The sequence below is a fragment of the Pseudomonas sp. KCJK8993 genome (genome assembly GCF_046230915.1).
GTDB lineage: Bacteria > Pseudomonadota > Gammaproteobacteria > Pseudomonadales > Pseudomonadaceae > Aquipseudomonas > Aquipseudomonas piscis.
On record NZ_JBJJLO010000181.1, the window covers coordinates 1 to 7,583 of the forward strand.

Here is a 7,583-nt window from a genome sequence, read left to right on the forward strand (position 1 = left end):
GTCCTTAAAGTTAAGTGGCCTTAGTTGTTTTTACTTAACTTGTCTTGTAACTCATGTGTCTTGTAGTTACTGCCGGGCGTTCTATTAAGTAACTTCTTTTTCGCGGGGAGCTGAACGCTATTCGCCATGACCGCCCTTGAATCCAGCTACCTGAACCTGGCTTACCCTCCGCGGCTCGATCTCGGGCCGCAGCTGACCCACGAACAACTGCGCAGCTCCATGCAAGCCACTATGGCCAGGCACCAGGGTGGGCCGGTCTGGTTGTTCGCCTATGGTTCGCTGATCTGGCGCCCTGAGTGTTCGGCGGTCGAGCGGGTACGCGGGCGGGTACATGGCTATCACCGAGGCCTGTACCTGTGGTCCCACGAGCACCGGGGAACCCCCGAGCGGCCGGGCCTGGTCTTCGGCCTGGACCGTGGCGGCTCCTGCAGTGGTTTTGCCTACCGATTGTCGGAGGAGTGCCTGGAAGATTCGCTGTATGCCCTGTGGCAGCGGGAAATGCCTTATCCCTCCTACCGCCCGCACTGGCTCAACTGCCGCCTCGAAGATGGTAACCAGGTCCAGGCGCTGGGGTTCGTGCTGGAGCGGCACCTGCCCAGCTACGCCGGCAACCTGCCGGACCACGTGCTGAATCAGGTGTTCGAAAGCGCTTGTGGGCGGTACGGCACCACCCGCGACTATGTCGAGCAGACTGTCCAGGCCCTGCGCAGCCACGCCATGCCGGATCGCAACCTGGAGGCGCGGCTCAAGCGTTGCAAGGCCTGCTGAGGACGCAGCTCCTGGCGGCTCAGCGTACCTGCACCACCACCTTGCCCACGGCCTTGCGCTGGCCGAGGTCGTCGATGGCCCGGGCCGCCTCGGCCAGGGGATAGACCTGGGACACCAGGGGCTTGAGCTTGCCTTCGGCGTGCCAGGCGAACAGTTGCTGGAAGTTCGCCGTGTTGTCCTGGGGCTGGCGCTGGGCGAAGGAGCCCCAGAACACGCCCACCACCGCAGCGCCCTTGAGCAGGGCCAGGTTCACCGGCAGTTCAGGGATGCGCCCGCTGGCGAAACCCACCACCAGCAGCCGGCCGTTCCAGGCGATGGAGCGAATGGCCTGGTCGAACAGGTCGCCGCCCACCGGGTCGTAGATCACATCGGCGCCATTGCCGCCGGTCAGGCGCTTGATCTCGTCCTTGAGGCTGGCCTCGCTGTAGTTGACCAGCTCGTCGGCACCGGCGGCCTTGGCCACCGCGAGTTTCTCGGCGCTGCTGGCGGCGGCGATCACCCGCGCGCCCATGGCCTTGCCGATCTCCACCGCCGCCAGGCCGACGCCACCCGAGGCGCCGAGCACCAGCAGGGTTTCGCCGGGCTGTAGGTTGGCCCGTTGCCTGAGGGCGTGCATCGAGGTGCCGTAGGTCATGCTGAAGGCCGCGGCGGTGTTGAAGTCCATGGCCTGGGGAATCGGCAGCACGTTATAGCCCGGCACCGCCACCTGCTCGGCGAAACTGCCCCAACCGGTCAGCGCCATGACCCGGTCGCCGGCCTTGAGATGGCTGACCTTCTCGCCCACTGCACTGACCACGCCGGCCGCCTCGCCACCGGGGGAGAAGGGGAACGGTGGCTTGAACTGGTACTTGCCCTCGATGATCAGGGTGTCCGGGAAGTTGACCCCAGCGGCATGCACGTCCAGCAGGATCTCGTTCTTCTTCGGTACTGGACTTGCGACCTCTTCCAGCACCAGCGTTTCGGCGGGGCCGAACACTTTGCACAGCACGGCTTTCATCAGGGCTATTCCTTTGGGAGTGGTGGCCGATAAGTGTAGGAGCGTGAACCAGGTGGTCAACGAGCATGCCCGGCCCTGATAGCCAGCCATAAGCTTGTGCTTGGGCTCAGGCTGGCGGGCCTTTATGCTAGGCCGCAAACCGGATTAAGGAGCGAATTGTGAAAGCGTGGATCATGTTGCTGCTGGCCCTCTCCCTGCCCGTGGCAGCGATGGCCGAAGAGGCTAAAGAAGGCGAAGCGCCGAAAGTCAGCTATATCAGCCTGAACCCCCCCTTCGTGGGCAACTACGGCCTGGATGGCGGTCCCAAGCTCAAGGTCTACAAGGCCGACGTGGCCCTGCGGGTGACCGGCGATCCGGCGGCCCAGGCGGTCAAGGCCAACGAGCCGTTGATCCGCAACCAGCTGGTGGCGTTGTTCGCCCTGCAGACTGCCGAGACCATGAACAATGTCGAGGCCAAGGAAAAACTGCGCCAGGAAGCCCTCAAGCAGGTGCAACAGGTGATGAACGACGAGACCGGCAAACCGGTGGTCGAGGACCTGCTGTTCAACAACCTGATCATCCAGTAATGCTCGATCCGTAGGAGCGAGGCTTGCCCGCGATAGCGCTATCGCGGCCCCCGCCAAATTCCAGCCTGGCGGCTGATCGCGAACAAGCTTCGCTCCTGCATGTCGGCGTCCCGAGGCAACCTCAGGACGCCAGGCTCTTGCGAAACCGCGCCAGGGCGATGGCGAAGAACGCCAGGCCGATCGCGCCCAGGGCCAGCAGGTCGGGCCAGACCACGCTGACGCCGGCGTCGCGGAACAGGATCGCCGCGCTCAAGCTGACGAAATGCGTCGACGGCGAACCCTGCATCACCCATTGCAACCACTGCGGCATGCTGTCCAGCGGTGTACTGCCGCCGGATAACAGCAGCATCGGAATGATCACCGGGATCGCCAGCAAGCCGAACTGCGGGGTCGAGCGGGCCAAAGTGGCGAGGAAGATGCCCAGGGCCGTGCTGGCGAACAGATAGAGCGCGGTGACCATCAGGAACAGGCCCAGGGAACCGGCCAGCGGTACGCCCAGCAGGCCCTTGACGATCACCTCCAGCGATATCCAGGTGCACAGCACCACCACCAGCATGTTGCTCCAGATTTTTGCCAGCATGATCTCCAGGGCCGTGAGCGGCAGCACCAGCAAGTGGTCGAGGGTACCGTGCTCGCGTTCGCGCAGCAGCGCGGTGCCGGTGAGCACGATGGCCAGGATGGTGATGTTGTTGACGATCTGGATCACCGCCAGGAACCAGCCGCCCTGCAGGTTGGTGTTGAACAGTGCACGGGTGGTCAGCAGGGCCGGGGCCTTGGCGGGGGCGTCCCCTTGGCCGGCGTAGTCGAGCAGCTCGCGCTGGAAGATCCGGCCGATGTAGCCCGCCCCCATGAAGGCCTGGCTCATGGCGGTGGCGTCGACGTTGACCTGCACCGCCGGCTGGCGCCCGGCCAGCAGGTCGTTCTGGAAGTTGGCCGGGACGTTGATCACGAAGGTGTACTGGCCGCTGTCCAGCACTGCGTCCAGCCGGTCGTAGGGCAGGGTTGCCGGGGCCTGGAATTCCGGCGGTTGCAGGGACTCTCCCAGCAGGCGCGACAGTGCGCTGTGGTCCTCGTCCACCAGCGCCACGCTGGCGTTGTGCACGCCGATCACCGAACCGGCGGCTGGCAAGTAGATGGCCACGGTGAAGGCGTACATCAGGAACAGCAGCAGCACGCTGTCATGGCGCAGGCTCGTCAGTTCCTTGAGGCCCAGGCGCAGGATATGGGCAAACCGGTTCATCAGACCTCCTGCTTTTTCAACATGACCAGGCTCAGCCCGGTGAAGCCGAGGAAGAACCCCACCAGCGCCAGGCACTGGGGCCAGAGTTCACGCACGTCCAGGGCCTTGGTGAAGGTGCCGACCGCGATGTCGAGGAAGTAGCCCGCGGGGAACAGCTGGCCCATGACCGCCGCCGAACCGTCCAGGGACGAGCGCGGCACGATCAGCCCGGAGAACTGGATGGTCGGCAGGCTGGTGATGATCATGGTGCCCAGGATCGCCGCGATCTGGGTGCGGGTGAAGGCTGAGATCAGCAGGCCCATGCTGGTGGTGGCCAGCACGTACAGCACCCCGCCCAGGGCCAGGGTCAGGCCGCTGCCCTTGAACGGTACGCCGAACAACCAGCGGTTCATGGCCACCAGCAACCCCAGGTTGATCAGGCTGACGGCCAGGTAGGGCGCCTGCTTGCCCAGGAGGAATTCCAGGCGCGTCAGCGGCGTGGCGTAGAAGTTGGTGATCGAACCCAACTCCTTCTCGCGGACGATGCCCAAGGCGGTGAGCATGGCCGGGATGAACGCCAGGATCAGCGCCATGACGCCGGGGCCGATGGCGTTCACGCTGATCACGTCCTGGTTGTAGCGGAAGCGGGTTTCCAGCTTGGCCGCAGGCCGCGAGTTGCGCGGCAGGCTGCTGTGTTCGGCCAGCAGTTCGAGGTTGCCCTGGTGCACCGCCTCGACATAATTGCGGCTGGTCTCCGCGCGAAACGGCATGCCACCGTCGAGCCAGGCGGCGACCACGGGCTGGCGCCCGGCATAGAGGTCGCGGCCGAAGCCGGGAGGGATTTCCAGGGCCAGCTTGATCTCCGAGCGTTGCAGGCGTCGGTGCAGCTCGGCGGCGTTGCGGATCGTTGGTTTTTCCTCGAAGTAGCGTGAGCTGCGGAAGGCTTCCAGGTAGGCGCGACTTTGTGGGGTCTGGTCCTGGTCGTAGACGGCGAAGGCCAGCTTCTCCACATCCAGGGAAATACCGTAGCCGAAGATCACCATCATGAAGATCGCTCCGAGCAGGGCGAACCCCAGGCGCACCCGGTCGCGCAGCAGTTCCTTGCCTTCGCGGGTGGCCACCGCCAGCAACCGCGCCAGGCTCAGGCCCGAGCGCACGGGGGCGCTGGCCGCGGCCGGGGCTGCTGGTTCCGGTTGGGCGGGAGGTGGAGTGTCCGGGGTGCCCTGGGCATCTTCCAGGCAACGCACGAAGGCCGCTTCCAGGGTCTCGCCGGCGTACTGGCGCTGCAGCGCCTCTGGGGTATCGCAGGCCAGTACCTTGCCGGCGTGCATCAGGGAAATGCGGTCGCAGCGCTGGGCTTCGTTCATGAAGTGGGTGGACAGGAAGATGGTCACGCCCTGTTCCCGGGACAGCTCCACCAGCAGGCGCCAGAAGTCGTCGCGGGCCGCCGGGTCGACCCCGGACGTGGGTTCGTCGAGGATCAGCACTTCCGGTCGGTGCAGCACCGCCACCGCCAGCGACAGGCGCTGGCGCAAACCCAGGGGCAGGGCGCCGGACTGCTGTCCGGCGATTGCGCCCAGGTCGAAGCGTTGGATCAGTTCCTCGATGCGCGGGCCGCTCTGGTCCCAGGGCAAGTCGAACAGCCGGGCGTGCAGCTCCAGGTTCTGGCGCACGCTGAGCTCGCCGTACAGCGAGAAGCTCTGGGACATGAAACCGACCCGCTTGCGGGTGGCCAGGTCCTTGGCGTTCACCGGGTTGCCCAGCAGCTTGGCGCTGCCCTCGGTGGCCGGCATCAGCCCGGTGAGGACCTTCATGGTGGTGGTCTTGCCGCAGCCGTTGGAGCCCAGGAAGCCGAAGATCTCCCCCCGGCCGATGGCAAAGCTGACCTTGTTCACGGCGGTGAAGTCGCCGAAGCGCAGGGTCAGTTCATGGGCCTCGATGGCGATGTCCTGGTTGGCGCCGGAGCGGGGCGGGATCGCCAGCGGCGGATGGTCCTGGCCGCCGTCGCCCTGGAAGTGGGTGAAGGCGTCGTCCAGCTTGCCGCTGGCGGTGACCTTGGCCAGCTCCTGGCTCAGGCCCTGGGCGATCAGCCGGCCGCGATCGAGCATCAGGCAATGCTCGAACTGCTCGGCTTCCTCCATGTAGGCGGTGGCCACCAGCAGCGTCAGCTGTGGCCGTTGCTGGCGCACGTCCTCCACCAGTTCCCAGAAGCGTCGGCGCGAGAGCGGGTCGACGCCGGTGGTCGGTTCGTCGAGGATCAAAAGGTCCGGCTCGTGGATCAGCGCGCAACACAGGCCGAGCTTCTGTTTCATCCCGCCTGACAGCTTGCCGGCCGGGCGCTCGGCGAAGCGCAGCAGGTCGGTGGCCAGCAGCAGGCTGTGCATGCGTTGCGCGCATTCCTTGGCGGGCAGGCCGAACAGGGTGGCAAAGAAGCGGATGTTCTCGCTGATGGACAGCTCGGGGTACAGGTTGCCGCCCAGGCCCTGGGGCATGAAGGCGATGCGCGGATAGAGGCTGCTGCGGTGGCGCCGCTGGGTAATGTCGCCACCGAGCACCTGGAGCTGGCCCTGCTGGAGTTTCTTGACCCCGGCGATCAGCCCCAGCAGGCTCGACTTGCCGGCGCCGTCCGGGCCGATCAGGCCGCAACGGGTGCCTGCCGGCAGGCTGAAGGCGATATCGACCAGGGCCTGTTGCGGACCATAGCGATGAGCGATGCCGGTCGCTTGCAGCGCCAGGCCGCTCATTGCAGGTTAGCCGGCCAGTCCACGGGTGCGGTGCGCACGTAGCCGGCACCGGGCATGCCCGGCTTGGCTTGTGGCACGGCGGCGGGTTGGGTCAGGCGCACCTTGACCCGGAACACCAGTTTCTGGCGTTCGTCGCGGGTCTCCACTTCCTTGGGGGTGAACTGGGACTTGGCCGCGACGAAGTTGATCTTCGCCGGCAGTGGCTGGTTGGGCAGGCCGTCGAGCAACAGGCGCGCTTCATCGCCCACGGTCAGGCGACCGGCGACGGAGGCGGGCAGGTAGAGGTTCATGTACTGGTCGTTGGGATCGATCAGCAACAGCACCCGGCCACCCGCGCCCAGGACCTCGCCAGGTTCGGCCAGGCGCAGCTGGATGATGCCGTCGATGGGCGCGCGCAGGCTGCTGTCGTCGATTTCGCTGATGAGTTGGGCCACCTGGGCCTGGGCGGCGCCGATGGCGGCCTTGACCGAGGCGACCTGGGCCTGGGCCGCCAACACGGCCGCGTTGCCGGTGCTCAGGCGGGCTTGCTGCTGGTCGATGATCTGCTGGCTGGCGAAGCCGCGACGGAACAGCTCCTGGGAGCGCTTGAGTTCCTGGTTGGCCAGTAGCAGTTCGCTCTGGCGCAACTGCACATTGGCTTCGGCGGCAGAGAGGTTTTCCCGGGCCCTGGCCACTTCGGCCTCGGCCTGGGCGCGCTGGGCTTCCAGGGTCCGGGTATCCATGCGTGCCAGCAGTTGGCCCTGGAGCACCTTGTCGCCCTCATGGACCCGCACCTCGGCCAGGCGTCCCGGGATCTTGCTGGCGATCTGCACCTCGGTGGCTTCCAGGCGGCCGTTGCCCATGCTCAAGCCTTCGGGCAGGCGGTCCTGGAGGGATTTCCAATAGCCAAAACCACCGGCGGCGAGCAATAGGATCAAGAGGGAAACAGCGAAAACACGGGAGGAACGGCGGTTCTTCGACATGGGGTCTGCGTCCTGCGGCTATAGCGTCCTAGTCTGACGAACCTCAAGCCTGGGCCGCTTGATGCTCGTCAAATATAAAGGGCGCTAGCCTAACCTCAATGTTTGCGGGCTGCATGGTGGACGTGACAAAAAACCGGCAACGCTGCCATGGCTTGCATGGCCATGGCGTGCGCGGGGATCAGCGCAGGGCGAGTACCGCCGCCCACTGCTCGGCGGTTACGGGCATCACCGAGAGGCGGCTGCCTTTGTGCACCAGGGGCATCTCGGCAAGGGCCGCCTGCTGCTTGAGGTAATCCAGGCGCAGGACCTTGCCGAAGGTCTGCACAT

The 7,583-nt window shown here is 65.8% G+C and carries 7 protein-coding genes; 2 read left to right on the forward strand and 5 right to left on the reverse strand.

The window, feature by feature from the left end; genetic code table 11:
• Nucleotides 1-126: 126 nt before the first annotated feature.
• Entirely contained in the window at nt 127-768 is a 642-nt protein-coding gene (locus tag ACK6AU_RS30725; protein ID WP_185696946.1) for a gamma-glutamylcyclotransferase, read from the forward strand.
• Nucleotides 769-787: 19 nt separating this feature from the next.
• On the opposite strand, the gene ACK6AU_RS30730 is transcribed toward ACK6AU_RS30725, so the two are convergent.
• Nucleotides 788-1,765: an NADPH:quinone oxidoreductase family protein gene (locus tag ACK6AU_RS30730; protein WP_409303436.1), complete on the reverse strand. Its 978-nt coding sequence runs from the start codon at nt 1,763-1,765 to the stop codon at nt 788-790.
• Between the two features lie 158 nt (nt 1,766-1,923).
• On the opposite strand from ACK6AU_RS30730, the gene ACK6AU_RS30735 reads away from it, so the two are divergent.
• A complete protein-coding gene (locus ACK6AU_RS30735) occupies nt 1,924-2,331 on the forward strand; it encodes a flagellar basal body-associated protein FliL (protein WP_185696948.1) in 408 nt (135 codons plus the stop codon).
• A 121-nt stretch (nt 2,332-2,452) separates the two neighbouring features.
• On the opposite strand, the gene ACK6AU_RS30740 is transcribed toward ACK6AU_RS30735, so the two are convergent.
• The 4 genes from ACK6AU_RS30740 to ACK6AU_RS30755 form a co-directional block, all read right to left on the reverse strand.
• Nucleotides 2,453-3,571, reverse strand: coding sequence for an ABC transporter permease (locus ACK6AU_RS30740; protein WP_185696949.1), 1,119 nt, complete (start codon nt 3,569-3,571; stop codon nt 2,453-2,455).
• On the reverse strand, nt 3,571-6,294 hold the full coding sequence (gene rbbA / locus ACK6AU_RS30745) for a ribosome-associated ATPase/putative transporter RbbA (RefSeq protein WP_409303438.1): 2,724 nt from the start codon (nt 6,292-6,294) through the stop codon (nt 3,571-3,573). Before rbbA ends, ACK6AU_RS30740 begins: the two co-directional genes overlap by 1 nt.
• On the reverse strand, nt 6,291-7,256 hold the full coding sequence (locus tag ACK6AU_RS30750) for an HlyD family secretion protein (RefSeq protein WP_022641756.1): 966 nt from the start codon (nt 7,254-7,256) through the stop codon (nt 6,291-6,293). The genes rbbA and ACK6AU_RS30750 overlap by 4 nt, the downstream gene beginning before the upstream one ends.
• A 178-nt stretch (nt 7,257-7,434) precedes the next feature.
• Nucleotides 7,435-7,583, reverse strand: a 149-nt coding sequence (locus tag ACK6AU_RS30755) for an EVE domain-containing protein (RefSeq protein WP_409303440.1), incomplete at its 5' end; no start/stop codon positions are given.

Excerpts from the sequence above, each read along its gene's own strand:
- ACK6AU_RS30750 (WP_022641756.1), bottom strand. The coding sequence starts at position 7,256 with ATGTCGAAGAACCGCCGTTCCTCCCGTGTTTTCGCTGTTTCCCTCTTG.
- ACK6AU_RS30730 (WP_409303436.1), bottom strand. The coding sequence starts at position 1,765 with ATGAAAGCCGTGCTGTGCAAAGTGTTCGGCCCCGCCGAAACGCTGGTG.
- rbbA (WP_409303438.1), bottom strand. The coding sequence starts at position 6,294 with ATGAGCGGCCTGGCGCTGCAAGCGACCGGCATCGCTCATCGCTATGGT.
- ACK6AU_RS30725 (WP_185696946.1), top strand. The coding sequence starts at position 127 with ATGACCGCCCTTGAATCCAGCTACCTGAACCTGGCTTACCCTCCGCGG.
- ACK6AU_RS30740 (WP_185696949.1), bottom strand. The coding sequence starts at position 3,571 with ATGAACCGGTTTGCCCATATCCTGCGCCTGGGCCTCAAGGAACTGACG.